20 protein-coding genes are annotated in these 24,742 nt (G+C 66.3%); 2 read left to right on the plus strand and 18 right to left on the minus strand.

Annotation, left to right across the window (positions count from 1 at the left end):
- Nucleotides 1-16: 16 nt before the first annotated feature.
- From FHR21_RS08710 to FHR21_RS08745, 8 genes are all read right to left on the minus strand, one after another.
- Entirely contained in the window at nt 17-1,213 is a 1,197-nt protein-coding gene (locus FHR21_RS08710; protein WP_184097290.1) for an MFS transporter, read from the minus strand.
- Entirely contained in the window at nt 1,206-2,276 is a 1,071-nt protein-coding gene (locus tag FHR21_RS08715; protein WP_184097292.1) for a LacI family DNA-binding transcriptional regulator, read from the minus strand. The genes FHR21_RS08710 and FHR21_RS08715 overlap by 8 nt, the downstream gene beginning before the upstream one ends.
- Nucleotides 2,276-3,220, minus strand: coding sequence for a glycoside hydrolase family 16 protein (locus tag FHR21_RS08720; protein ID WP_184097294.1), 945 nt, complete (start codon nt 3,218-3,220; stop codon nt 2,276-2,278). Before FHR21_RS08720 ends, FHR21_RS08715 begins: the two co-directional genes overlap by 1 nt.
- Nucleotides 3,217-4,719 (minus strand): tryptophan halogenase family protein, encoded by a 1,503-nt coding sequence (locus FHR21_RS08725; RefSeq protein ID WP_184097296.1) that lies wholly within the window; start codon nt 4,717-4,719, stop codon nt 3,217-3,219. The genes FHR21_RS08720 and FHR21_RS08725 overlap by 4 nt, the downstream gene beginning before the upstream one ends.
- Nucleotides 4,716-5,747: a cupin-like domain-containing protein gene (locus tag FHR21_RS08730; RefSeq protein ID WP_184097298.1), complete on the minus strand. Its 1,032-nt coding sequence runs from the start codon at nt 5,745-5,747 to the stop codon at nt 4,716-4,718. Before FHR21_RS08730 ends, FHR21_RS08725 begins: the two co-directional genes overlap by 4 nt.
- Nucleotides 5,740-6,456, minus strand: coding sequence for a SapC family protein (locus tag FHR21_RS08735; RefSeq protein WP_184097300.1), 717 nt, complete (start codon nt 6,454-6,456; stop codon nt 5,740-5,742). The genes FHR21_RS08730 and FHR21_RS08735 overlap by 8 nt, the downstream gene beginning before the upstream one ends.
- Nucleotides 6,456-7,991, minus strand: coding sequence for a tryptophan halogenase family protein (locus FHR21_RS08740; protein WP_184097302.1), 1,536 nt, complete (start codon nt 7,989-7,991; stop codon nt 6,456-6,458). Before FHR21_RS08740 ends, FHR21_RS08735 begins: the two co-directional genes overlap by 1 nt.
- A 111-nt stretch (nt 7,992-8,102) precedes the next feature.
- A complete protein-coding gene (locus FHR21_RS08745) occupies nt 8,103-11,132 on the minus strand; it encodes a TonB-dependent receptor (protein ID WP_184097304.1) in 3,030 nt (1,009 codons plus the stop codon).
- 447 nt (nt 11,133-11,579) lie between these two features.
- Here FHR21_RS08745 and FHR21_RS08750 point away from each other — a divergent pair, with 447 nt between their 5' ends.
- Together FHR21_RS08750 and FHR21_RS08755 are read left to right on the plus strand one after the other, a co-directional pair.
- Nucleotides 11,580-13,844, plus strand: coding sequence for a TonB-dependent receptor (locus FHR21_RS08750; protein WP_184097306.1), 2,265 nt, complete (start codon nt 11,580-11,582; stop codon nt 13,842-13,844).
- Nucleotides 13,845-13,926: 82 nt separating this feature from the next.
- Nucleotides 13,927-15,627, plus strand: a complete 1,701-nt coding sequence (locus FHR21_RS08755; protein ID WP_184097308.1) for a sulfatase family protein — start codon at nt 13,927-13,929, stop codon at nt 15,625-15,627.
- Nucleotides 15,628-15,771: 144 nt separating this feature from the next.
- On the opposite strand, the gene FHR21_RS08760 is transcribed toward FHR21_RS08755, so the two are convergent.
- The 10 genes from FHR21_RS08760 to coxB all read right to left on the minus strand — a co-directional run bounded on the left by FHR21_RS08760 (nt 15,772) and on the right by coxB (nt 24,662).
- Nucleotides 15,772-16,650 (minus strand): class I SAM-dependent methyltransferase, encoded by an 879-nt coding sequence (locus FHR21_RS08760; RefSeq protein ID WP_184097567.1) that lies wholly within the window; start codon nt 16,648-16,650, stop codon nt 15,772-15,774.
- A gap of 4 nt (nt 16,651-16,654) precedes the next feature.
- A complete protein-coding gene (gene thrC / locus FHR21_RS08765; RefSeq protein ID WP_184097310.1) occupies nt 16,655-18,052 on the minus strand; it encodes a threonine synthase in 1,398 nt (465 codons plus the stop codon).
- Between the two features lie 13 nt (nt 18,053-18,065).
- Entirely contained in the window at nt 18,066-18,704 is a 639-nt protein-coding gene (locus tag FHR21_RS08770) for an SURF1 family protein (protein WP_246427136.1), read from the minus strand.
- A complete protein-coding gene (locus FHR21_RS08775; RefSeq protein ID WP_338113114.1) occupies nt 18,697-19,092 on the minus strand; it encodes a DUF983 domain-containing protein in 396 nt (131 codons plus the stop codon). Before FHR21_RS08775 ends, FHR21_RS08770 begins: the two co-directional genes overlap by 8 nt.
- A 4-nt stretch (nt 19,093-19,096) precedes the next feature.
- Nucleotides 19,097-19,972 (minus strand): cytochrome c oxidase subunit 3, encoded by an 876-nt coding sequence (locus FHR21_RS08780; protein WP_184097314.1) that lies wholly within the window; start codon nt 19,970-19,972, stop codon nt 19,097-19,099.
- A gap of 76 nt (nt 19,973-20,048) precedes the next feature.
- A complete protein-coding gene (locus tag FHR21_RS08785) occupies nt 20,049-20,615 on the minus strand; it encodes a cytochrome c oxidase assembly protein (protein ID WP_184097315.1) in 567 nt (188 codons plus the stop codon).
- Complete coding sequence (locus FHR21_RS08790; RefSeq protein ID WP_184097316.1) at nt 20,612-20,761, minus strand: hypothetical protein; 150 nt, start codon at nt 20,759-20,761, stop codon at nt 20,612-20,614. Before FHR21_RS08790 ends, FHR21_RS08785 begins: the two co-directional genes overlap by 4 nt.
- Nucleotides 20,758-21,669, minus strand: a complete 912-nt coding sequence (locus FHR21_RS08795; protein WP_184097318.1) for a heme o synthase — start codon at nt 21,667-21,669, stop codon at nt 20,758-20,760. The genes FHR21_RS08790 and FHR21_RS08795 overlap by 4 nt, the downstream gene beginning before the upstream one ends.
- Nucleotides 21,670-21,877: 208 nt before the next feature.
- Nucleotides 21,878-23,548: a cytochrome c oxidase subunit I gene (gene ctaD / locus FHR21_RS08800; RefSeq protein WP_184097320.1), complete on the minus strand. Its 1,671-nt coding sequence runs from the start codon at nt 23,546-23,548 to the stop codon at nt 21,878-21,880.
- A 19-nt stretch (nt 23,549-23,567) separates the two neighbouring features.
- A complete protein-coding gene (gene coxB / locus FHR21_RS08805; protein WP_184097322.1) occupies nt 23,568-24,662 on the minus strand; it encodes a cytochrome c oxidase subunit II in 1,095 nt (364 codons plus the stop codon).
- Between the last annotated feature and the right edge of the window lie 80 nt (nt 24,663-24,742).

A 24,742-nucleotide genomic window follows, 5' to 3' on the forward strand; every position in this document is an offset into this window, starting at 1 on the left:
GTTTCGCAGCGGAAGCTCAGCGTCCGCGCGGCAGGGTCGCGAGCAGCAGCACGGCCCCCGCGGCGAGCGCGGCAAGCAGCAGGAACAGCGTCTCGAAGCCAAAGCCGGGGACGAGCGAGATGGTCAGCCACGGCATGATCAGCGACGGCACCGTATTGGTCAGGTTGAAGACGCCCAGGTCGCGCCCGCGCCGGTCGGATCGCGGCAGGATGCGCAGCGTCTGCCCCGAATGGAGCGACAGGAACACCGTCGTCGCGATGCCGAAGATCAGATAACTCGCCTTCGCCATGCCGGCATCGCCGGCGAGCGCCATTCCGACCAGTCCCATCGCCGACACGCTCGCCCCGATCACCAGCGGCAGGAAAGGCCGGTCGCGACGGTCGGCCCAGCGCCCCGCGAGCAGCGCGACCGGCACCGCGAGGGTCAGCGCGACGCTGAACAACCGCGCCTTTTCATTGTCCTGCATCGCGGGGTCGATCGACCGGAACCAGAAATAGAGGTAGGCGAACAGCGCCGCCTCGGCGATCTGGACGAGCAGCCGCGCGAGCCACATCCGCACCGCCGGCCCCCTTGGCCGCGCCGCGACGTCGCCGTCGGCGCACACCGGCGGCGGGGCGGTCAGTTCCGGAAACGGGCGCGGGCGGCCGAACAGCAGGACCGGCGTGACCGCCAGCAGGACCAGCCCCGCGACGACCGCGAGCCGCCCGTCGACCGATACCAGCCCCGGCGTCGTCGCGATCGCCCCCGACCAGGCACCGAGCGCGGGCGACAGCGCGATCAGCCCGCCGAGCAGCCCCTTCTGCTCGTCGGGGACGCAGTCGCCCGCCCAGGCGGCGAGCGGGCTCAGCACCATGTTGAGTGCGAGTTGCCACAGCAGGATGATGCCGATCAGCGTCCACACATCCTTGGCGAGCGGCACCGCAAGCAGCAGCAGGATCGTCAGCACCAGCCCCGCCGCGATCCAGCCGCGGCGATTGCGCGTCACATCGCTCAGCCAGCCGAAGGCGATGCCCGCCAGGCTCGCCGCGACCGCGCCGCAGAAGGTGACATAGCCCAGATATTCGACGTCGCTCACCCCGACGAGCGCGGTCATCCGCGCCGGCAGCAGGATGGTCAGGAAGGGCACATAGGCCATCGCGCCGCCTGCCCAGGCGAGCGCATAGAGCAGCAGGAAGCCGAGCGACTGGCGGCGCGGGGCGCCGGTCTCAGCCATTCCGTCCGCGGCCGGGCGGCGGCGGGGCGGTCGAGGCGCGCTCGACGAGGCTGCCGCGCACGACCGTCGGCGCGTCGGTCTTCGGCTTGCCGCGCTGCTGCGCGATGATCAGCTCGACCGCGCGCGACACCGTCTCGGCAATCGGCTGGTCGACCGCGGTCAGCGGCGGCTGGGTGAAGCGCACGATCGGCGTGTTGTCGAAGCTGATCAGCGACAGGTCGCGCGGAATTTCTAGCCCGCGCGAGCGCGCCACCTCCAGCGTCGCGAGCGCCATCTGGTCGTTGCTGACGATGATCGCGGTCGGCGGGTCGGGGCTATCCAGCAACGTTCGCGCCGCCTCCTCGCCCGAGGCGTAGCTGAAATCGCCCGCGACGAGCAGACCATCGGCATTGAGCCCGGCCGCCGCCATCTCCTCGCGCCAGCCCTCGACGCGCCAGCCGCTCAGATTATATTCGGGCGATCCGGCGATGAAGCCGATGCGCCGGTGTCCCAGGTCGATCAGGTGCCGGGTCGCAAGCTGCGCCGATCCCTCGTCGTCCATCGTCAGCGCGATCCCCGCCTCGCCGCCGAGCGAGCCGATACGCGCGAACGGAATCTTCGCCTTGTCGAGCAGACCCACGATCAGCGGGTTGTCCGAATGCGGCGGGGTCAGCACCACACCGTCGGGCTGCAGCGCCGCGATCGTCGCGCGCAATTCGCGCTCGACATGGTCGTTATGCGTGTCGACCAGCTCGAAGATCATCCGATAGCCGAGTTCGGCGCATTTCAGCATTCCGCCGAGCAACATCTGATCGACCCAGTCGATCCCCTGCCGCCCGCGCCAGTCGGCGATGGTACGTTCGCGATCGTTGATCGCGAGGATCAGATAGGAGCGCGAGCCGCTCATCCGCTGCGCCGCGATCGAAGGGACATAACCCAGCTTGTCGATCGAGGCGCGGACGCGCTGCTGCATCTCGGGCCGCACGTTCGGCTCGTTGTTGATGACGCGGCTCACCGTCTGCAGGGACACCCCCGCATCGGCCGCCACGTGCCGGATGGTGACCGCCTGCCGCCGACGTCCCATCAGTTTCCCGCCCCGTTGCATGCCGCCGTGCTAGCGTCCTCTTCGCCGCATTGCCATACGCGAACCCAGTCCACCGCCATCCTTTTCGGATAGCCCAGGTCGTCGACCCCGCCGACCCCTCGGCTTTCCGCCAGCCCGCCGCCGATCGCGAGGTTCAGGATCAGGTGGAACGGCCGGTCGAAAGGCGCCGCCGGGTCGCTCGATCCCGTCGTGGCCCAGGCGCCCGCGACCTGCGTCGCATAGATGCGGCCGTCGACCGTCCAGTCGATCCGCCCCTCGCGCCAGACGAGGCCGAAGACGTGCCAGCCGTCGAGCGGCGCGGGCAGCGCGACCTCGGCGCCCTTGTGACGGTTGTCCGGCCAGGCACCGCCGAAATGCAGCGTGCCGAGAATGCGGTTCTCGGTCCCGTCCCCGCAGTCTTCGCACCGCACGCCCAGGTTCACCGCCTCCAAGATGTCGATCTCGCCCGACGCCGCCCAGGGGCCGTAACGCGCATCCTCCGGCAGCATCCAGATCGCCGGCCACGTTCCCTGCCCCTGCGGCAGCTTCGCGCGCACCTCGATCCGGCCATAGGTCCACGCCGCCTTGCCGCGCGTGACCAGCCGCGCCGACGTGAACTCGCCGGTCGCCTGCGCGTTCGCTTTCGCCGGATCGCTCCGCTGCGACAGCGGAAAGGCCGGCCCGGTCCAGCGCTCCTTGCGCGCGGTGATCACCAGCCGACCGTTCTCGACCGCGGCGTTGCTGCGCCGGTCGGTATAGCATTGCCGCTCCCGATTGCCGCCGCCCCAGCAATCGACGTCGAAATCCCATTTGCCGCGGTCGATCGCAGGCCCGTCGAACTCGTCGGACCAGACGAGCCGCCAGCCCGCCGCATCCGGCGCCCCGGTCGCGCCGACGGGCTCCGCCGCGCCCGCGGCGGCCAGCAGGGCCAATGCTGCGATCATGCCGCCTGTGGCACCTCGGCGCCGCAATAGCGCGCGACATAGGCCTGATGGTCGGGCAGCGACGCAACCGTGTCGGCGACCTGCCCACGCAGCATCTTCAGCAGCCGGTCGAGTTCGTCGTCGCGCAGCTTGGTCGCGATCGGGTGATAGCTTCGCGGCTCGATCCCCTGCCCCAGCATCACCTGCACCCAGCTATTCTCGGCGAACAATTCCTCGTTGCGGCGAAAGACGCGCCCGGTTTCGCGGAACAGTTCGATCTTCTGGTCCAGGCTGTCGGGGATCGGCATGTCGGCGCAATGCCGCCAGAAGGGGCTGTCGCGGCGGTTGGTCACCTTGTAATGAAGGATCAGGAAGTCGCGGATCTGGGCGGCATCCAGTTCCTGCTGGTCGTTATATTCGGCGATGTCGCGCGCGCTGACGCGACCCGCCGGCAGCATGCGGATGAAGCGCAGCACCGAGCGCTGGATCAGATGGATCGCGGTCGATTCCAGCGGCTCCATGAAGCCGCCCGACAGGCCGATGGCGACGCAATTGCGATACCATTGCCGCCGCCGCACCCCGGCGGTGAAGCGCAGGAAATTGGGCTGGGTCAGCGGATCGCCCTCGATATTGCCGAGCAGCCGATCGAGCGCCGCGTCGCGCTCCAGATAGCGGCTGCAATAGACGAGCCCATTGCCGGTGCGGTGCTGGAGCGGGATGCGCCACTGCCAGCCTGCGTCATGCGCCATCACCCGCGTATAGGGGGCCGGCGGTCCAACGTTGGGCGTCTGGATCGCGATCGCGGAATCGCAAGGCAGCCAATGGGTCCAGTCCTCGAACCCCGCGTGCAGCGCGCCCTCGATCAACAGCGCGCGAAAGCCGGTGCAGTCGATGAACAGATCGCCCTCGATCCGCCGGTCGCCGTCGAGCCGCAGCGCCGCGATATCGCCGCTCTCGCCATCGAGCTCGACCTGCGCGATCCGGCCTTCGATCCGCGTCGTGCCGTCGGCCTCCGCCATCTGGCGCAGGAAACGCGCATACAGTCCCGAATCGAGCTGATAGCTGTAGTTCAGCCGGTCGTCGGGCAGGTGCGCGAACTTGCCCGCAAGCGCCGCGACCAGTTCCAGGCAATACTCCTCATAGGGCGCGTCATGCCCCTTCGCGCGGCCGTGCATCCAGAAATGCTGGAAGCCCGCCGACCAATGATCCTTGCCGGTCAGCCCGAAGCTGTGGAAATAGCGGGTGCCGATATCCTTCCAGTCGTCGAACAATATGCCCAGCTTGAAGGTCGCCTGCGTCGCGCGCATGAAATCGGCCTCGTTGATGCCGAGCAGCCGGTTATAGTTGACCAGCGGCGGAATCGTGCTTTCGCCGACGCCGATCGTCCCGATCGCCTCGGATTCGACCAGCGTAAGCTGGACCGCCTGTCCCAGCGTCCGCGCGATCGCCGCGGCGGTCATCCACCCCGCGGTACCCCCACCCGCGATCACGATGCGCTGGATGCTCTTGTCCTCGTTCATCGGCTCAATGTCCTCAACAGAAAGGCACGCAGCCGCCCCGCACTCTCGGCGGTCAGTGGCGCCAGGATACCGCGCGCGTGGTCCGGAATATGGTCGGTCAGCGCCGCGTCGTTCTCGAATACATAATGGTCGAACAGATCGCGCCAGAGCGCCTTCTCCTCGGGCGGCAGGTCGCGGATCGCGAGGATCGCGTGATTGAGCGCCACCTGCGGCTGGCCAAGCCAGGCAGGGGTGTCGCGCCACCAATAGTTGACTAGGATGTTGAAGGGTTCGAGCCCCTCCACATGATGCCACCACATCGACGGGATGAAGACCGCGTCGCCGGGATCGAGTTCCACCGTCCGCGCCTGCGCCATCGCCTCGGCGAAGCGCGGATGCGCGGCGAGGTCGGGTGCGTCGAAATCGACCAGGCTCACCGTCCGCCCGGCCGGCGTGTTGTCGATCGGCCCCAGATAGAGGTTCGCGAACTGGTCGGGCGGGAACAGGGTGAAGCGCCGGCGCCCCATGGCGCAGCAGGCAAGATTGTCGGGAAAGTCGTTGTGCGCCGCGATCCGCGTCCGCGTTCCGATCCAGATGCTCTTGTAGGGCTCGCGCGCGCCGAGATCGATCGGATTGGCCGTGTCGAGCCCGTCGAAATGCGACGGGATGTCGATGGAGCCGAGATAGACGGTGCGCGCCTCTCCCTGATCCTCGGCGCTGTCGATCCCGGCGAAGATGTCGGCCAGCTTGCCCGTTCCGCTGCGGAAATTCATCGCCATGTCGGCGTCGTAGAACAGCCGCCCGTCATGCCCCGGCGGTCCGATCGACACCGAAAAGGGCCGGTCGCGCGCATGGTCGAGCAGATAGCGCCGCGCCGCGCGCGCCGACTCCCACCCCGCCGCGACCAGCGGCCAGTCGGCGACCAGCCCGCGCAGGACAAAGGGCTCGCGCGCTTCTTTCAACAGCGCGTCGAGCCCCGCCCCCTTTTTCCATTCGCGCTCGGGCACGCGCGCCAACCGGTCATGGATGGAACCGCCGCGTTCAGCCATGGCGCGCCCGGTTCTTGCGCGCGACCAGCGCCGAAAATTGCGACAGCGACGCGATCGCCATGAAGATCGGCATCAGATGTCCGGCCGCATGCAGCCTGCCCAGCGTCACGGCGTCGAGCGCCTGCAGCTTCGCCTCGTCGATGATGTGATAGCCGACGAGCGAATGCTTCGACCCGTCGTCGAGCGGTACTTCGAGCGTGAAGGGCTCGAGCAGTTCATGGTCACGCAGCGCCGCAAAGAAATCGCCGCTCGCGCGAAAGCCCGCGTCGAGTGCGCCGAGCCGTTCGGCGATCGCATCAAGGAAGGGCGTCGCCCGACCGTCCTCATCGAATACACGCATCCCTTCGCCGCCCTCGGCAATGCGCGGGTGGCCCAGGTCGATATGGACCTGCCCCGGCCCGTCGCCGCTTTCCGGCCGCCCGATCAGAAAGGGCTGGATCGCCAGCGACCAGGGGCGATAGCGCGCATCCCAGCGCGCACCGTCCAGAAACAGATTCTTGCCATTTTCGAAACCGAAAAGCGCCAGTGCGACGAAATCGCCCTGCCCCGGCTCGCGGCGGAACAGGATCGGGAAATGGCCCTGCACGTTGCGGAACTCGTTCGGCACGGTCAGCGTCGCCATCACCGCGTCGCCCAGCGCCGCGCTGGCCTCGGTGCGGACGCGCAGGTCCCGGTGAGCCGTCTTGTCGAGAGGAACGTGCCGGGTCATCAATAGCCTTCCATCGCGGCGGCACGCGCGCCGGTTTCGGCGTGCAGCGCATCCAGATAATCGCGGTTGGCGGGAAGCCCCGCCGTCAGCGACCGCGCGCGCTGTCGGCTCGCGGCGATCGCCGCCCGCGCCCGGTCGCTCACCGCCAGCCCCTCGGGCAGGGGAAACCCCATGCCATAGAGAATATATTGGTGGCTCGCGGCCGAGAATATCTCGTCGATCTGCGGAAAGTCCCACGCCGACGGCGGCTGGTCGCGCCACAGCGCGAGCAGGTCGGTAAGCCGCTGCGGCACATGCGCCGGGTCGCGCTGCGCGCGCCAATAGGGCTCATCGCGGCGGCTCAGCGCATAATGGAGCTTCAGAAACTCGACGACACGATCCCAGCGATAGCGGAACAGCGTGTTGAAGCGCTCGGCATGGATCGCCATCGCGGCGCGGCTCGCCGGGAAATTCTCGGCCAGCGCGCGCAGCGACAGCTCGATCAGCACGATCGCCGAGGATTCGAGCGGTTCGATGAACCCCGCCGACAGCCCGACCGCGACGCAATTGCCCTGCCAGAAACGCGCGCGGTGGCCGGTCGGAAAGCTCAGCTTGCGCACCGCCACATCGGGCGCATCGGGCAGCACCGCGGCGATATGGGACCGCAGCACCGCTTCGGCCGCCTCGTCGTCGAGGAAGCGGCTCGCATAGACGCAGCCGATGCCGCGGCGCCCCGGCAGGCCGATATCCCAGATCCAGCCCGCCGCGTGCGCGGTCGCGATCGTCTGCGAGGCGATCGGGCTGCCCGGCGCGACCGGCACCTGCGCCGCGAGCGCGCGGTCGTTGAAAAGCACGTTGCCGCGATCGATCCACTCGACCCCCAGATGGCGCCCGATCAGCAGCGCGGCATGGCCGGTGCAGTCGACGAACAGCCCGGCGGCGATGTCGCCATGTTCGCGCGTGCGGACCGCGGCAATGCCGCCCTCTCCGTCGCCCAGCACGTCGACGACATGGTCGGCGAGATGGCGCACCCCTAGCCGCTGCGTCGCGTGGCGCGTCAGCAGTGCCGCCAGCTTTCCGGCGTCGAGATGATAGGCGTAATTGGCCGCGCCCTGATAGGCGGGCATCGCCCGCTGGCGCGGCGCGAGATGGCGGTCGCACAGCGCCACCTGCGGCGTCATCGCCGCCGCGAAGGACAGGTCGGGTGCGTCCTCCCGCCACGCCGCGAGCAATTCCCCGACCGGCGCGTCGGGGGGCGAGGTGAAGGGGTGGAAATAGCGGTCGTCCGCGCCGCCGTCGACCCAGCCGTCGAAGCGCGATCCCTGCTTGAAGGATGCGTCGCAGGCGGTCAGAAACCCGGCCTCGTCCAGGCCGATCGCCGCCAGCGTCGCGCGCAGCGTCGGCCAGGTGCCCTCGCCGACCCCGATGGTCGGAATGTCGGGCGCCTCGATTAGCGTCACGTCGAGACCGGGACGCGCCGCGGCGAGCGAGCAGGCCGCCAGCCATCCGGCGGTGCCGCCGCCCACGATGACCACCTTCTCGATCGTGCCGTTCATTCCGTCATAATCCTAGGCGAAGCGCCCGCTGTCGTCACGCAAAAGAGCCGCACCGGGCAAGCGGTGCGGCTCTCTCGCCAGGGAAGCGGCGGGAGGGTGCCGCCTCTTGCGTCAGAAAGCGAACCGGACCCCCGCCGCATAGCGGGCGAAGCCCGGCGATGCGAAGGTGACGTTGTTCTTGTGACGCAGGTGCCCGCGCCGCCCTTCGCCGGTCAGGTTGATCCCTTCGACGAAACCGGTGATGCCCGGAACGAACTCCCAGCTCGCGCTCGCGTCGATCTGCCAATACGCCTCGACATAGAAGGGGTTGGGTCCGGTTCCTGCGAGGAACTTGTCGCGCCAGTTCCACGCGACGCGGGCCTGGATCGGACCCTTGTCGTAATAGGCAACGGCATTGGCGCTGTCGCTGAGGCCGGTCAGCGCGAACTGCGCCACTGTCGACGGCTGACTATTGTCATAGGTCGCGTCGCCGTTGACGATCGTATAGTTCAGGATGACGCCGAAGCCGGTATCCCAGAAGCTGTGCTGAAGCGCGAACTCCCACCCGTTGAGCGACGCGGTCTGGTCGCTGTTGATCGGCTGCGTGATCTCGAAATTGAGCAGCGGGTCGCCCGGCGCGGCGTGGATGATGCCCGAATAGGGGGTACCCCCGCCGCCTCCGGTAATCGTCGCCGTCTCGGGGAAGTTTTCGAAGATATATTGCCGGATCTGCCCGACCGTCGCCCCCGAACCGAGCGCCGCCTGCGCCGCCTGCCAGCGCGGCCCGTCGACCGGCGTGGTCAGCCCAAAGGCGGTCGAGTCGACGCGGGTCGAGGAGAGGAAGTTGCTCACATCCTTGTGGAACCAGCCCACCGACACATAGCTGGAGGGCGCGTAATACCACTCCGCCGACAGGTCGATATTCTTCGACTTATAGGGGATCAGGCCCGGATTGCCCTGGGCGCCGGTGCCCCCACCCACGCGGAACAATGTGTCGAGCGTGCGCCCGCCCTGCATGCTCGCATAGTCGGGGCGCGTGATCGTGTGGCTGTAGGACGCGCGCAGCTTGACATTGTCCATCGGCGAAACGTCGAGGTCGAACGCCGGCAGCCAGTTCTGATAATGGCCCTTGAAGCGCGTGAACTCGCTGTCGCCCGACGAGACGACGTTGAATTCATTCTCGCCCACCCAGTCGGTGGTCACCGGCGCCGGCACCAGCGCCGCCGACGAAATGGTCGTCGTCTCGTATCGCACGCCGGCGACGAAATGGCCCGGATTGCCCATCAGGTCGAACTGGGTCGCAACCTGCAGATAGGGCGCAAGCGTCTTTTCGGTGATCCGGCGGTCGGTGTTGAAGGTCGCAAGGCAGGTGCCCGGCTGAGCCGATCCGGTCGTCGGATCGCTGCACGCCTGGTAATTTTCCTCGATCAGCCCGGCAAGCCGCTCGAAGTCGAAGGTATAGAAGCTGTCGATCATCCCCGATTGCGCGAGCCCCGGGAATTTGTCGGGGAGCGTCACCAGCGTAAAGATGTCGTCGGGAATGTCCGAAGCCGGCCCCGCGCCGCCCCAGGTGTCGTCGTTCTGGATCGTGCCAAAGGCCGAACGCACCTTGCTGTCGACATAGGAGACACCGAAATCGATGCTGTCGAGGAAACCCTCGTCATGGTCGTAATGACCGCGCAGTTGCACCTGGTCGATGCGGTTGCGGAAATAGGCGTTGCGGAAAGCGTCGCCGGTCGGGGTGACCATCGATGCGTCGAGCGGGTCGATGCCCGGATACATGTTATAGGAGATGACCGGCAGGTCGTTCTCGAAATTGATCGTCTGGTTCTCGACCCCGAACACCGCGTTGCCGAGAGACATGCTCGATCCGAAATTATTGACCGGATTCACCTGCGCGGTCGAATGATGGGCGTCGAGTTCCATCGTCACCCCGCCCGGCGCTTCCCACTCGAGGTTGAAGCCCAGCGACTTGTTCTCGGCGCGGTTTTCCGTCAACGCGCCGCTGTACGACAGATCCTTGCCGCCATAGAGGGCGTCGGGGCCCGGCACGCCCGTGGGGGCACCGAAATGTTCGGAATAGAAGATCGGACCCGCGATCGGGCCGTCGGTCCACGCGCTCGACGTGTCTTCATGGTTGAACCACACGCCGACATTGCTGTTGCGCGTTTCGACGGTGTTGCGCGAATAGGTATAGTCGACGGTCGCGGTCAACGCGTCGGTCGGACGGAACTGCAGGACCGCCTGGCCGTTGATCCGCTCGCGATTGATGTCGTTCAGGTCGTAGGACGCATTCTGCGGAACCTGATAGACGTCATTCCCCTCGGGACGGTTGGTGATATTATCGTAGCGAGGATCGCCCGGTTGCGCCAGCGAGCCCCAGTTGTTCTCGCTACCCAGATAGCCGTCGCGCCAGCCGACATTGGCCTGGTTCACGCTCGCCTTGCGCTTCTGATAGGAGCCGATGAGCAGGATGCCGATCGTGTCGTTCGCGAAGGTGCTGCTGACGATCCCCGATATTTCGGGGGTGATCGGATTGCCGTTGTTGCGCGACGAATCATAGACACCCTTGACCGCCAGGCTGCCGCGCAGCCCCGGCTTGTCGAGCGGACGCGGAGTGCGGATGTTGATCGTCGAGCCGATGCCGCCCGACTCCACCGTCGCACGGCCGCTCTTGTACACCTCGACCGCGGCGATACCCTCGGACGCGAGGTTGGCGAAATCGAACGAGCGCGACGAAGGCGCGCTGCCGCCGTCACCGATCAGCGCGGTCGGCATCTGACGGCCGTTCAGCGTCACCAGATTGAACTCGGGACCGAAGCCGCGAACCGTGACCAGCGAACCTTCACCATTCGAACGGTCGATCGACACACCGGTGATGCGCTGCAGCGACTCGGCGAGGTTGGTGTCGGGGAACTTGCCGATATCCTCGGCGGAGATCGCGTCGACGACGCCTTGCGCGTTGCGCTTGATGTCGGCCGACGCGGCAAGGCTGGCGCGGATGCCGGTGACGACGATCGCGTCGCCGTCGGCAACGGTGTCGTCGGCGCTTTCCTGCGCCATGGCGGTCTGAGCCGCGCCCATCAGCGACAGCGCCGACGTGCCGACCAGCAATCTGGCGAGCCAAAGCTTGTGAGATGCCTGCACCCCTATCCTCCCCATGTTCCGCCGCTCGTGTTCCGGCGGCATTCGCTTAATGTGAACGTTCACCTAATTGATAACGTTCTCTCTGTCAATCTGGGCCGCATACGATTGCGATGCGGTGGTGCAAAAATGCTGCACCTCTCCGGACGCGTGAAACCGGAGACGAATGACGGGAAAGCGCTGCCCCTTGACCGCGCTCCTCCGCGGGAATCCGTGCCCCCCGCAAAATAATACTTAGTACTTGAAGTATTTTTCCGGAATGCTACAAGAATGGCGGGAACGGGAAATATCCGTCCGCGTGATGGCGCTCCAGACGGAAAACGCCTCGATCGTCACCCGGCTCAGATGGCGCTCGCCAGGGATTCGGCCCGCTCCCTCAAAACGAAAGGCCCGGATGGGTGTCCAGCGCGACCGCCGCGATAGTGCGCGGCCGGGGCATGTGTGCGGCCGGTTTGGGAGGACAGGATGAGGACCGGATTTCTATTGCTTTCGACCGCCGCCGCCGTGCTTGCGGCGCCAGCCTACGCCCAGTCGGCGGACCCCGCCGCGGCCGGCGACGGCGCGGCTCCGACCGATCAGGGTTTCGGCGGCGACATCGTCGTCACCGCACAGCGCCGCTCCGAAAGCGTGCAGGACGTGCCGATCGCCATTTCGGCTTTCAACAGCGAAATGGTGCAGGCGAGCGGCAGCACCAACATCACCAGCCTCAACGGCCTCGCGCCCAACGTCGTTCTCCAGACGCAAGGGCTGGTCGCCAACGTCCCGATGATCTCGATCCGCGGGATGAGCACGTCGGATCCCGATCCCAATGCCGACCCCAAGGTCAGCACGGTCATCGACGGCGTCTATATCCCCTTCGTGTCGAGCACGATGCTCGACCTGTTCGACGTCGAGCGGATCGAGGTGCTGAAGGGTCCGCAGGGCGTGCTGTTCGGCAAGAACAACCTCGCCGGCACGCTCAATGTCATCACCGCGCGCCCCACCGATGATTTCGGCGGCGAGGTGCGGCTGACCGCAGGGTCGAACGGGCTCAAGCAGGTTCGCGGCAAGATCAACAGCGGCCGCTTCGCAAACGACGCGCTCGCGGCGAAGGTTGCGGTCAACTTCCGTGACTATAACGGCTACAGCCGCAACGTCATCACCGGCAACCGGCTCAACGCCGCCAACGTCAAATCGGTGCGCGGCGCACTCGAATATGATCAGGGCGGCGCCTTCGATTCGACGCTCGTCATCGACTGGCTGAAGCAGAAGACGACCGGTCCCGCGCCGCATGTGCTCGACAATGGCGATCCCAACTGGGATCTGCTGCCCGACGCGGTCAAGACCGACGTGCGCAAGGCGGCGGTGCCCTTCGATCCCTTCGCCAACACCGCAAGCTACGGCGGGTCGTGGACCTCGAACCTCGACGTCGGTTACGGCACGGTCAGCGCGGTGCTCGGCTATCGCCACCTCACCTATCTGACGCACGGCGATTTCGACGGGCTCATCACGCCGCTGCCGGGGCTCGACGTCTATCGCGATTTCTCCGGCGAATCGAAAAGCGCCGAGCTGCGCTATGTCTCGCCCGAAGGCGAGCCGGTCGATTTCGTCGTCGGCCTCTACTACCAGGCCGACAAATGGCGCCAGCTCAACACCGTCTACGCCAATCCCGCGGCGACGACGCTGGCGCAGTTGCACCAGGACACCGAAAGCTATGCGATGTTCGCGCTGGTCAACGCGCATCCGACCGACCGGCTGACCCTGTCGATCGGCGGGCGCTACAGCCACGACCGCAAGAAATACGACATCGCGTCGCAGGTGCTGGTGAACGACGTCCAGACCTCGGCCTTCGATACCAGCCGCAAGGCGACCTGGGCCGAATTCACGCCCCGCCTGACCGTCGAATATGAACTGGCGCCGGCGGCGATGGTCTATGCCAATTATTCGCAGGGCTACAAGGCCGGCGGATTCAACTCGCGCGGCACGACGCCGGAGAATATCGGACCGTACGGCCCCGAGCATGTCAACGCCTTCGAAGTGGGCGCCAAGACCGACCTTTTCGACCGCCTGCTGCGCTTCAACGTCGCGGGATTCGTCAACAATTACCGCAACCTGCAAGGCTCGGTGACGACGATGGGTGCGGTGCGGCCGGAAAATATCACGACCAACATCGCGGCGGCGAAAATCTATGGCGTCGAGGTCGAAACGGTCCTGCGGCCGGCGCCGGGCTTCACCCTCGGCGCCAATCTCGCCTATCTGCACGCGCGCTACACCGATTTCTGCGCCGACACCGACGGCGTCTTCACCGACGGTTCGCCGGAGGCAGGCCAGTGCGGCCCCGCGGTGCCGATCCTCATCAACGGCGTGCCCAACGGCACCTATGCCGTGCCCACCGACTCCTCGCATCTCGACCTTGCCAACGCCCCCGAGTGGAGCGGCAGCATCTCGGCCGACTATGCGATCCCGACCGGGTTCGGCGAGGTCAAGCTACACGGTGACGGCCGCTATTCGAGCCGCTTCAACACCTGGGGGCGCGACAATGATCCCGGCTATTACCGCAAGGAAGTGATGCTGGTGAACGCCAGCATCGCAGTCGCCGGCTTCGACAATGCGTGGAAGGTCACCGTCTACGGATCGAACCTGACCAACCAGAAGGTCATTTCGGGCGCGATCTCCGCCGGCGCGACGCCGATCCAGCAATATTATCAGCCGCCGCGCGAATTCGGCGTGGACGTCGCGTTCAAATTCTGACGCAAGATAAGACCCGCGGCGCGCGCGTCCCTCGCGCCGCGGGCCTTTTTCCGTGCAGGAAGGGACGGAACGGGAGAGCAAAATGGGTTGGGATGTCGATCGCCGCACATTCGTCGGGGGCATGGGGGCGCTCGCCGCCGCCGGGATCGCGGGGCCGGCGGTCGCCCGCAACGGCAAGCCCTATAATGTGCTGATGATCGTCACCGATCAGGAACAGAGCATCGCCAGCTACCCCGAAGGGCTGCTCGAAAAACTGCCCGCGCATCGCGAGATGCTCGAACGCGGCCTGCTGGTCGACAATTATCACATCCACACCACGCCCTGTACCCCGTCGCGCTCGACGATCTTCCAGGGCCATCACACCCAGCAGACGGGGCTGTTCCTCAACAGCGACAACGCCCCCTACCCCGTCGCGGCCGAGGATATGCCGACGCTCGGCCACATGATGCAGGCCGCGGGCTATTACACCTCCTACAAGGGCAAGTGGCATCTCAGCCGCATCAACTACGAACGCAACTGGACGCGCATTCCCGGCGGCATCTATCCGACGACCGAGAATGCGATGGAGAAATACGGCTTCCACGATTACGGCTTCGACGGCGAGGAAGTCGGGCTGACGTGGGACGGCTACAAATCCGACATAGCCGTCGCGGGCGATGCGGCGCGCGCGATTTTCGACTATGCGCGGCGCGACAAGGCGGGTGGCAAGCCCTGGTTCCAGGTCGTCGGGCTCGTCAATCCGCACGACATCATGTTCTATGACGCGACGGGCAAGCAGGCCGAAAGCCGCCCCGATCCCAACGCCCTCGGCCCGCTGCGCCGCGAGCCCGGCGACCCGCTCTACGAGGTCGACAACAAGTTCGACCTGCCGGCAAGCTTCTACAAGGACGACCTCAGCACCAAGCCCGAGGCGCACCGTGCGATCGTCCGCCTCAACGATCTCTTCTACGGCATCATGCGCCACGACGACGAGGAAAGCTGGCACCGCTTCATCAACTATTATTACAACTGCCTGCGCGACGTCGACCGGCGGCTCGGGCAGTTGCTGTGGGCGCTCAAGGAAAGCGGACAGATCGACAACACGATCATCATCTACACCAGCGACCATGGCGAGCGCGCGGGCGCGCACGGCATGCGCCAGAAGGGCGCGACCATGTACCGCGAAGAGGTGAATATCCCGATGATCGTCGCGCACCCCGACTTTCCGGGCGGGCGCACGACCAAGGGGCTGATGGGCGCGATCGACCTCGCCCCGACGCTGATGACCCTCGCGGGCCTGTCCGGCGACGAGCAGGCGAGCCGCTTTCCCGGCCTCCCCGGCCTCGACGTCTCGGGTCTGCTGGCCTCGCCCACCGCGCCGACCGAGCGCGACCGCCAGGGGCATCTCTTCAACTATGCCGTCGTCCATTATTGGGAGCCGACGAAGGACCGGACCGCGACGCTGCCCTCGGGCGAGCCCGATTACAGCAAACGCTTCGACCTCTCGAAGCGCCGCCTGCACCGCGGCGTCCACGACGGGCGCTACAAGTTCGCACGCTATTTCGCGCCGGCGCATCACCATACGCCGACCGACTGGAAAACGCTGACCGCGATGAACGACCTCGAACTCTACGACACCCACGCCGACCCGGGCGAGATGGTGAACCTCGCGCACGACCCCAAGCACAGGAACGATGTGCTGCGTCTCAACAAGATGGTGAACGCGCTGATCGCGCGCGAGGTGGGTGCCGACGATGGCCGCGAATATCCGGGCCCGACCGAAATGTATAATCAGCCGGTTTAGGAAGCCTGACCTTAAACTGATGCGCTCGTCATCGCGAGGAGCCGCAGGCGACGAAACAATCTCCAGCTATCGACCGGCCTCGCCGATAGCTGGAGATTGCTTCGCTCCGCTCGCAATGACGATTCCAGTCAATGTCACGCCGCCCTAGCGGCTCCAGCGCGCGAAGATCGCGGTCGGCAGCAGCAACCCCCGCGCTTCCTCGCGCACCGCGAGTTCGCCGCATTCGACCGTGCCGGGCAGGTCGGCGAAACTCTGTGCAAGCAACTCCCCGATCGCCAGCGCCGACATGCGTACGGCATAGACGGTCAGGAATAGCGCGCGGCTGTCCCCGTCGAGCAACTGCCGGCAGTCGGCGAGCAGCGGCGCCAGCCCCTCCTCGATCTGCCAGCGTTCGCCCCCCGGACCGCGCCCGAACTTCGGCGGGTCGAGCAGGATCGCATCATAGCGCCGCCCGCGCCGCACTTCGCGCGCGGTGAATTTCCCCGCATCGTCGACGATCCAGCGGATCGGCTTTTCTGCCATCCCCGCCAGCGCGGCATTGTCGCGCGCCTGCGCGACCGATTTCTTCGACGCATCGACATGGGTGACCGCAGCCCCCGTCGCGGCGAGCGCCTGGCTGCCGACCCCGGTATAGCCGAACAGGTTGAGGAAGGCCGGATCAGCCTTGTCGGCAACCCGCTCGCGCAGCCAGTCCCACACCGGCGCCATGTCGGGAAAGAAGCCGAGATGCCGGAACGGCGTGCAACTCGCGGTGAAGCGCGTCTCGCGCCAGCCGAGCGGCCAGCCCTCGGCGGGAACGGCCTTCTGGAAATACCAGCGGCCGCCACCATCCTCGTCCGACGCAGGGATGAACTCGCCGTCAGCCTCCTCCCACGCGCTCGCGGGCAGCGCGGGCGCCCACATCGCCTGCGGCTCGGGCCGGATGAAGCGATAGCGGCCATAGCGTTCGAGCTTGCGCCCGCCGCCGCTGTCGACCAGCCCATAATCCTCCCAGCCCTCGCCGATCAGTGTCCGGATGGGCAGCAGGTCAGCCACGGGCCGTTTCGGCGAGGATATGGGCCTTCACCGCGTCATAATCGCCGGGGAGCTTTTCATAGCGCTCCTCGCGATCGAACAGATTGCCGAGCCGCGGCGGCAGCGGCGGCCGCACCCCGGTCGCGCGCTCGACCGCGTCGCGGAACTTCGCGGGATGCGCAGTCGCCAGCGTGACCACCGGCACCGCGGGGTCGATATCGAGACCGCGCGCGGCGGCCAGCCCGACGGCGCTGTGCGGGTCGATGATCTGCCCGCCATGCTCCTGCGCCCAGCGCAACGCGAGCGCCATCGCGTCGCCGTCGATCCTCGCGCTCGAGAACAGCCCGCTCGCGCCGCTCCGCATGTCAGCGGGGATCGTCATCGCGCGCTTCGCATCGAACTCGCCCATCATCGCGGCGATCGCGCCGCCGTCGCGGCCCGAAAGGTCGAAGAGCAGCCGCTCGAAATTGCTGCTGACCTGGATGTCCATGCTCGGCGTCGCGGTCGGCGTCACGCTGTCCGCGCTATAGTCGCCGCTGGTCAGCGCGCGGTGGAGGATATCGTTGACGTTGGTCGCGACGACAAGCTTTGCAACCGGCAGCCCCATCTGCGCCGCGACATAGCCCGCGAAGACATCACCGAAATTGCCCGTCGGCACGCTGAACGCGATCTCGCGCCCGGGTGCGCCGAGCCGAACGGCGGCGTAGAAATAATAGACGACCTGCGCCATCAGCCGCGCCCAGTTGATGCTGTTCACCGCCGACAGCGTCAGCGCGCCGCGCGCCTCCGCGTCGCCGAACAACCGCTTCACCATCGCCTGCGCGTCGTCGAAGCTGCCGTCGATCGCGATATTGTGGACGTTGGGCGCCAGCACCGTCGTCATCTGGCGCCGCTGCACGTCGCTGACCCGACCCTCGGGATGGAGCATGAAGATGCGGATATGCTCGCGCCCCGCCACCGCCTCGATCGCCGCCGAGCCGGTATCGCCCGATGTCGCGCCGACGATCGTGATGTCGGTCCCGCCGCCCGCGAGGAAGGTCTCGAAAAGCTGGCCGAGCAATTGCAGCGCGACGTCCTTGAACGCCAGCGTCGGCCCGTGGAACAGCTCGAGCAGCCAGTGGCGATGGTCGAGTTGGACGAGCGGCGTCACCGCGTCGTGCCCGAAGCGGCCATAGGCGGCGCGGCACAGCGCGCGCAGCTCGTCTTCGGACAGCGATCCGGCAACGAGAGGCGCCATGACCCGCACCGCCGTCTCGACATAGTCGAGCCCCGCGAGCGCGCGGATTTCCTCCTCGCTCAGTCGCGGCCACTGGGCCGGCACATAGAGGCCGCCGTCGCTCGCCAGCCCGGCGAGCGTCGCGGCACGAAAATCGAGGGTCGGCGCAGAGCCGCGCGTGCTGATATAATCCATGGCGGCCCAGCGCTTAGAGCCTGCGACGACGAAGCGCCAGCATATAGATGACCGCCGCCGCGGCGGCGAAAAGGAACCATTGCACCGCATAGGCGAGGTGGTTGTTCGGCACGTCGGCACCGTTCGGAACCGCGCTGGCGCGCAACCCCGCGACCGGCGCATCGGCGACCAGCATCGCGCGCGCCGGCACTGCGCGGCCGGTCAGCCGCGCGATCAGGCTCGGCTGCTCGGGGCCGGGCACGATCGTTCCCTGCACCGTCCCGCCCTTCCATGCAGGCGGCGTGAAATCCTCGGCGATGCCGACGTCGACCAGCACCCCCGGCCCTTCGGCGCCGGTGCGGCAGTCGGCGACCATACGGATGCCGCTCTTGCCCTCGCGGTCGGTGCCGCTGCGCGGGTCCCAGCGCACGGGCTCGAGACACGTCACGCTGCTCTTGCGATAGAGCATCGCGTCGGGAACCGGCGGCAGCGCCGGATAGGCGACCGTCGCCGACATCGCGCGATTGCGTTCGTAAAGCGCGATCAGCGCCTCCTTCTCGCCCTTGCGCTGCAACTGCCAGACACCGAGCGCGATCATGGTCAGGATCGCGGCGGCGACGAGCAGGGTCGGGATCAGCGGCCAGCGGCGCGCCGGGGCGGCTGGGTCAATCATGCGGCTTGTCCTCTACCCGCCCCTCGGCCGCCTGACGCTGATGCTCGCTTGCGAGCAGCGCCGCCTTGGCGACGCGCAGGCCCCCGACCACCGCGAGCGCGGTTACGGGCACCCACAACACGACATGGACCCACAGCGGCGGCTCGAACGCGAAATCGACCGCCAGCGCGACGGCGATCAGCAGAGCGCCGATGATCAGGGTCAGAAAGGCCGCGGGACCGTCACCGACATTATAGCGCCCGAAATCGAGTCCGCAGGCGCGGCAGCGCGGCGCGAAGGTCGCGGCGCCCGTGAACAGCGTCCGCGCGCCGCACTCGGGGCAGAGACCGAAAAGGGCAGCGCGCCCGACCGGCGGCTGCCCTTTCTGGCTTGGGGTCTCGTCCGGCACCTGGTTAGTGCGCAGCGACCGGCGCGCCCCAGCCGCCCCAGACATAGACGATGATGAAGAGGAACAGCCACACGACGTCGACGAAGTGCCAGTACCAGGCCGCCGCCTCGAAGCCGAAATGCTGCTGCGGCGTGAAATGGCCCTTGTAGGTGCGCACCAGGCAGACGATCAGGAAGATCGTGCCGACGAGCACATGGAAGCCGTGGAAGCCGGTCGCCATGAAGAAGGCCGACGTATAGTTGATCGTGCCGAAGGGGAACGGCGCTTCGGCATATTCATAGGCCTGGATCATCGAGAAGACCGCGCCCAGGATGACCGTCGCCCACAGACCCTTCTTCAGGCCTTCGCGGTCGCCGTGGATCAGCGAATGATGCGCCCAGGTGATCGTCGTGCCCGAGCAGAGCAGGATCAGCGTGTTGAGCAGCGGCAGCGAAAAGGCGTCGATGACGTGGATGCCCTTGGGCGGCCACATGGTGATCGCCGCCGCGCCGTCCTGTCCGAACAGCGAATTGACCGCGCCGTCGACGATCTCGACCGGCACCGGGAACAGCGCGAAATCGAACCAGGCCCAGAACCAACCAACGAAGAACATCACTTCCGACGCGATGAACAGGATCATGCCGTACCGCAGGTGGAGTTGCACCACCGGCGTATGGTCGCCGGCGTGCGCTTCGTTGATGACGTCCGACCACCATTGGAAGAAGGTCGCGATGACCCCGGCAACGCCCAGACCGAAAACCCATTTGCCGGTGGCGCCGAAATAGTCGTCGTGCATCCACATCACGGCGCCGAAGAACATGACGAGCGCGGCGATCGAGCCGATCATCGGCCAGACGCTGGGGTTTACGAGGTGATAGTCGTGATGTTTGGCACCAGCCATGTCTGTTTCCCATGTTATGCCCCAGCGCCGCGATTCCCCATCGCCCGCCGGTCTTGAAAGACTCTCGATCGCGGCCTTAGCTCGCCTTTTTCCCTTCGTCCACAGGGTAGAAGGTATAGCTCAGCGTGATTTCCTGAATGTCGCGCGCATCGACATCGTCCTTGATCTTGGGGTCGACGAAGAAGAGCACCGGCATCCGGACCTGCTCGCCCGGCTGCAGCGTCTGCTGGGTGAAGCAGAAGCACTGGATCTTGGTGAAATATTTGCCCGCCTGCAACGGCGTGACGTTGAAGGTCGCGGTGCCGGTGACCGGCTGCGACGATTCGTTCCTGGCGATGAAGATCGCCATGTCGCGCGCGCCGATGCTCACCGTGTCGCGCGGATGCTCGGGATAGAATTTCCACGGCAGCTTGGGCGACACGTTGGAATCGAAGCGTACCGAGACCGTGTCGCTCAGCACCTTCGGCTCGGCCGCCGCAGCGACCGGATCGTAGCGCTGCGTCGTGCCGTTGAAGCCGGTGACCTTGCAGAACAGATTATAGAGGGGCACCGCCGCGAAGCCGAGCCCGACCATCGCGGCGGCAGCCAGCCCGGCGATGATCCCGGTGCGGCTGTTCTTCCTGCGTGTCGTCTCGCTCGTCATTTCGGCCCCATCATCCGCGCTATGGTAATGAAGAAGAAGAGAAAGGCCAGCCCGCCGAGAATCCAGCCCATCAGGTTGGCGCGACTGCGCTGGCGGCGGCGATATTCGGCCTCGTCGAACGGTTCGGGGGGTGTTTCGTCGGTCATGCGATCAGCCAATGGTCGGCGACCACCGCGCCGAACAGGAGGAAGAGATAGGCGACAGAGAAAGCGAATAATCGCTTCTCGGGCTGCATCCGGTCGCCCTCGCCCGTCCGCCGCAGTCCGACCTGGACCGACAGCGCAACGAAGACCGCCGACAGCGCCGCCGCGCACCAGCCATAGAGCGCGCCGGTATAGCCGAGCGGCCAGGGTGCGATCGCGGCCACGGCCATGATGAGCGCATAGAAGAGAATCTGGCGCCGCGTCGACGGCTCACCCGCCACGACCGGCATCATCGGGATGCCAGCGGCGGCATAGTCCGATCGCACGAAAAGGGCGAGCGCCCAGAAATGCGGCGGCGTCCACAGGAAGATCAGCAGGAACAGCAGCACCGGCAGCGGCGCCACGCTCCCCGTCGCGGCGACCCAGCCGATCAGCGGCGGAAAGGCGCCCGCCGCGCCGCCGATCACGATATTCTGCGGCGTCCGGGGCTTGAGCCATATCGTATAGACGAGGACATAGAAGAGGATCGACACGGTCAGCAACGCCGCCGCCTGCCAATTGGCCGCGAACAGCATCAGAAAGACCGAGAAGGCGGCGAGCCCGACGCCGAAATGCAGCGCCGTCTGCGGATCGAGCCGCCCCGCGGGAAGCGGACGCCCGGCGGTCCGCTTCATCTTCGCGTCGAGTCCCGCCTCATACCATTGGTTGAGCGCCCCCGACGCCCCCGCGCCAAGCGCGATCGCCAGGATCGAGGAGAAGCCGAGCACCGGATGGACATGCCCCGGCGCCGCGAGCAGCCCGCACAGCGCCGTGAACACGACGAGCGACATCACGCGCGGCTTGGTCAGCGCGAACAGGTCGCGCCAGTCGGCGGGAAGTCTCATTTCGCCGTTGGTCAGGCTCTGGGTCATATCGAACTTGGAACCATTGATCTGCGTCGACCGCAACATATCCGTTCGTCCTGAGCTTGTCGAAGGACCGTTCTTCTCTTCAGGTGCCGTCAAAAGAAAGAACCGCCCTTCCGACAAGCTCAGGGCGAACGGCATATTTTACATGCGCATGATTTGCGCAGATCGAAAAATGCCCCCGGCCGAAATCCGGCCGGGGGGCGAAATCGGGTCAGGCGATACGCGGCAGTTCGTTGAACTGGTGGAACGGCGGCGGGCTCGACAGCGTCCATTCGAGCGTCGTCGCACCTTCGCCCCACGGATTGTCCGCCGCCTTCTTCCCCGCGACGAACGCATAGACGAGGTTCAGGAAGAAGAAGAACATGCCCACGGCCATGATCGCATAGCCGATCGACGAAATATGGTGCCAATAGGTAAAGGCTTCCGCATAGTCGGGATAGCGGCGCGGCATGCCCTGCTGGCCCAGGAAATGCTGGGGGAAGAACAGGATATTGACGCCGATGAAGAAAATCCAGAAGTGGAGCTGGCCCAGGACCTCGCTGTACATCCGGCCCGACATCTTCGGGAACCAGTAATAGAAGCCGGCGAACAGCGAGAAGACCGCGCCGAGCGACAGCACATAGTGGAAGTGCGCGACGACATAATAGGTGTCGTGCAAATTGGTGTCGACGCCGCCGTTGGCGAGCACGACGCCGGTGACGCCGCCGACGGTGAACATGAAGATGAAGCCGAGCGCCCAGACCATCGGGGTGGTGAAGCGCAGGCTGCCGCCCCACATGGTCGCGATCCAGCTAAAGATCTTGATGCCGGTCGGGACCGCGATGACCATGGTCGCCGCGGTGAAATACATCTTCAGGTTCACGCTCATGCCGACGGTGAACATGTGGTGCGCCCACACGATGAAGCCGACGACGCCGATCGCGACCATCGCATAGGCCATGCCGAGATAGCCGAACACCGGCTTGCGGCTGAAGGTCGAGATGACCTGGCTGACGATGCCGAAGCCCGGCAGGATCATGATGTAGACTTCGGGGTGGCCGAAGAACCAGAACAGGTGCTGATAGAGTACCGGATCACCGCCGCCCGTCGCATCATAGAAGGTGGTGCCGAAGTTGCGGTCGGTCAGCAGCATGGTGATCGCCGCGGCGAGTACCGGCAGCGCGAGCAGCAGCAGGAAGGCGGTGACGAGTATCGACCACACGAACAGCGGCATCTTGTGCAGCGTCATGCCCGGCGCGCGCATGTTGAAAATGGTGGTGATGAAGTTGATCGCGCCGAGGATCGACGAAGCACCGGCAAGGTGGACCGAAAAGATCACCATGTCGACCGCCGGGCCGACCGACCCGCTGGTCGATAGCGGCGCATAAAGCGTCCAGCCCGTGCCCGCGCCCAGACCGCTACCGCCGGGGACGAACATCGAACCGACGAGCAGCACGAACGCCACGGTCGTCAGCCAATAGCTGACGTTGTTCATGCGCGGAAAGGCCATGTCGGGCGCGCCGATCATCAGCGGCACGAACCAGTTGCCGAACCCGCCGATCATCGCCGGCATGACCATGAAGAAGATCATGATCAGCCCGTGCGCGGTAATCAGCACGTTCCAGAAATGCTTGGCCTGCGTATCGCCCGCAGCGGGATCGAAGAATTGCGCCCAGCCATGCAGATACTGGATACCCGGCTCGGCAAGTTCGAGGCGCATCATGCCCGACATGACGCCGCCGACGATGCCGGCGACGATCGCGAACATCAGATAGAGGGTGCCGATGTCCTTGTGGTTCGTCGACATGAACCAGCGGACGAAGAAACCCGGCTTGTGGTCATGCTCGTCATGCGCATGGTCGGCATGGCCATGGACGGGTGCAGTGGCTGCGATATCGGTCATTTTATGGGCCCTCGATCAATCAGTTCGTCGTCGCCGGCGAGGCGGCGGGGGTCGCGCCGGGCGCCGTGGCGGGCGTCTGCGCGGGCGCGGTGGTGGAGGTCGCCGGGATCGGACCGGCCGGGGCCGGCGCCGCGGCGGCAGCCGCTGCGGGCTGCGGATCGGGGTTGCCGCCCTTCGAGCGGACCCACGCCTTCCACTTGTCCATCGGCAGCGCCTCGACCGCGATCGGCATATAGCCATGGTCGACGCCGCACAGTTCCGAGCACTGGCCGTAATAGACGCCGGGCTTGTCGACGGTGAAGGTGGTTTCGTTGGCGCGGCCGGGGACCGCGTCCATCTTGGTCCACAGCGCGGGGACCGCGAAGCTGTGGATCACGTCGGCGCCGGTGATGATCAGCTTCACCTGCTTGCCGACCGGCACGACCATGCGATTGTCGACCGCGAGGTGATAGGGCTCGCCCGCCGCCTTCGCCTGCTCCTCGGTCAGGATCTTCGACACATATTCGCCGATGCCCTGGTCGGGATAGGCATAGCCCCAATACCATTGGTATCCCGTGACCTTGATCGTCAGCGCGTCCTTCTTGGGCGGTTCATATTGCGCCGCGAGCAGGCGGATCGACGGCACCGCGATCACCGCGAGGATCAACACCGGGACGCCGGTCCAGATCACTTCGATCAGCGTGTTGTGCGTCGTCTTCGACGGCACGGGGTTCGCCGCCGCGCGATAGCGGAAGATCGCCCAGAGCAGCAGGCCGAGCACCAGCAGACAGATGAAGGAGATGACGGGCAGCAGGATATGATGACTCAGCCCATAGGCCTGATGGCCGAGCACGCTCGCCTGCGGCTGGAAGTTCCAGCCTGCATCGACCGGCTGGCCGACGCCGGGAGTCGGCTTCATCGGCACATAGCTCGCATCCCCCGCGGGCACCGCGGCGGTATCGGTCGCCGGCGCCGCCGTCGTCGCTGCGGCGTCGGTCGCGGTCGGAGCCGGAGTCGCCGTCGCGGCTGCCGCCGGCGCGTCGGCGGGTGCCGTCGCCGGAGTCTGCGCCTGCACCGCACCCGTGGTGCCGAGCGACAAGACCGCCGCAATTACAAGGGTTTTCAAGCTCTTCATAAGGATAGTGCCGCCCGTTGCCTGTTGTCTTTTCGATGATCCGCCCATCCGCGCAAAGCCGCCGGACGGATCGCGGCGGC

It is taken from the genome of Sphingopyxis panaciterrulae, assembly GCF_014199295.1.
Lineage (GTDB): Bacteria > Pseudomonadota > Alphaproteobacteria > Sphingomonadales > Sphingomonadaceae > Sphingopyxis > Sphingopyxis panaciterrulae.